A 2199-nucleotide genomic window follows, 5' to 3' on the forward strand; every position below is an offset into this window, starting at 1 on the left:
AGGGTCACCGGGCCCGGTGGTCCCACGGCCTCGGCGACCACCTCGGCCAGCAACGCGCCCAGCGGCCGGGCCAGCCCGTGCCGGCCCCGTTCCTTGTACGCCAGCAGCCCCTCCCGCAACGCGCCCCCGTACGGCCCGAGGGCGACGCAGGGCGGCAGGTCCGGCGGCGCCGGGTCGGGGCGGGTCGAGGTGGGGCGCAACGACTCCAGCTCGGCCACGCAGCGCGGGCAGAAGCCCTGCCGCAGCCCCGGGGACCGCGCGGCGCAGCCGGCGCACCCGGCGGGCAGCACCAGATCGGTCAGGTCCGCCCAGAGCCCACCGAGGTCCGGCACCGCCACCTCAGTAGAGGAAGAACGGTGCGGTCGGGTTGGCCGACCGACCGCCGGCCGGCACGTCCAGCACCTGTTCCGGCGTGACGAAGTCGATCGGGTTGTTGCGCCAGGCGCCACCGTTCGTCTCGAACATGAAGGAGAGCGCCGGCAGGCCGCTGTCGCCACCGCCCGGGTACGCCGCCAACTGGGACACCGGCGCACCGATCTCGGAGGCCAGCGGCGGTTCCCAGGCGCCGTCCACGGTGAGCTGGTGGATGGCCGAACGCCGGTCCGGGTCGTTGCCGGCGATGACCAGCTCGTTCTCCGTGATCCAGTCGACCGCGGTCACGCCGGTGAGCTGCGTGGGCAGCGGGCGGGGCTGCCCCAGGGTCACCACACCGCCCTCGACGTTCACCGGCGCGACGTAGACGACGCCACCGCTGACCAGCGCGATCCGGTGGCCGTCGAGGGACCCCGCGACCGCCGTCACGTTGCCGGAGACGTTCAGCGGCACCGGGCTCGTCCGGGCCGTCCCGTCGAACCGGTACAGCTTGCCGTCGGCCGCCACCAGGCCCGCCGGGCGGCCCTTGGCCAGCGAGCGAAGCCAGGTGGGTCGGCTCATCGAGCGGAAGCTGTCCGTGCCGACGGTGAACACCGCGACGGGCGACGAACCGGTGCCGACCTTGAGCCGCTGCCGTCCCGACCCGGTCACCACAAGCGCCGCGAGCACCTGGTCGTCGGCCCGGGCCAGCGACGCGGAGACCACGTTCCGGTTCTGCGCGGCCGGCAACGGGACCGGCTCCCGCCGCTCGTCGCCGATGGCCAGCGGGTGGATGGCCCCGTCGTAGACGCTGAACCGCGTCGGGGGTGCGCCGCGCGGGTAGGCGGGGCGCGTCGCGCGCTCGCGTTGCAGGTCGACGCTGAACCGCTTCTGATTCTGGATCTTGAGGTCGAGCTGGCCGGTCAGCTCCGGCAACGACCACGCCAACTGGGTGCCCAGCCGGGCCAGCCGCTCCTCGTTGGCCCCGGGCATGGTCAGGTTGACCTCCCACTGGGAGTCCTGCCCGGTGGCGTTGTTGATCGGCCGGGTGCCGTCGGGCAACCCGGTCACCCCCGGGGACAACCAGTCGGACGGACCGTCGGCCAGCCACTTCACCACCTCGGTGACCCGCCGCTCGGCCGGCACCGACGAGGGCAGGTAGCGCAGGTCGGGCACGAGGCGGGTCAGGTCCGAGTTCCAGAAGTAGACGGTGCGCGAGCGGTAGTACTCCCGCAGCGCCGTGTCGGTGGTCAGCAGCACGTTCGGCAGCTCGGTGATCAGCAGCCCGGCCCCGGTCGGCCCGGCCCGGCGCAGCTGGAACGGGTACTCGGTCTCGGTGGCCCCCGGCGGGCCGAGCGTGCCGTCGGCGCGCAGCACGCCGACCTGCTGCACCTTGATCGTCACCGTGAAGATGCCCTGCGGGTTGGCCGGGGTGCTCTCCGGCTTGGCCCGGAGCCGGACCACGGTCAGCTCGACCTCGCTGGTCTGCGGCTTGCCGGGCAGCAGGTCGCGGGCCTCCTCGGCGAGGAACGACCGGGCCCGGGTGTACGCCTGGTCGCGCTCTCCGGCGGCCGCCGCACGCAGGTAGTTCTCGATGAACGGCACCGGCTCGTCGGCGTCGCCGGGCGCGGGCGGCGGGGCCGGGCTGCCGTTGAGCGAGCCGGCCTCGGCGGCGGGCACCGAGCCGTCGACCTGGACGTCCGTCTCGGCCGGGATGCCGCACCCGACCAGGCCGGCGGGAAGCAGGAAGCCGGCCAGCAGCACCGCCACCAGACGACGCCTCATCGGGTCACCTCTGCCTTGTCGACGTCGGCGGCGGCGGGGCCAGATCGGAAGAGCGTCGTGTAG

At 74.1% G+C, this 2199-nt stretch carries 1 protein-coding gene and 1 pseudogene; both read right to left on the reverse strand.

The window, feature by feature from the left end:
• A pseudogene (locus HUW36_RS31390) lies at window positions 1-332 on the reverse strand (ComF family protein); the annotation flags it as partial.
• Between the two features lie 7 nt (window positions 333-339).
• Complete coding sequence (locus HUW36_RS31395) at window positions 340-2136, reverse strand: LpqB family beta-propeller domain-containing protein (protein ID WP_174531389.1); 1797 nt, start codon at window positions 2134-2136, stop codon at window positions 340-342.
• Window positions 2137-2199: the final 63 nt, after the last annotated feature.

It is taken from the genome of Micromonospora maritima (genome assembly GCF_902825405.1).
In the GTDB taxonomy this organism is placed as follows: domain Bacteria; phylum Actinomycetota; class Actinomycetes; order Mycobacteriales; family Micromonosporaceae; genus Micromonospora; species Micromonospora maritima.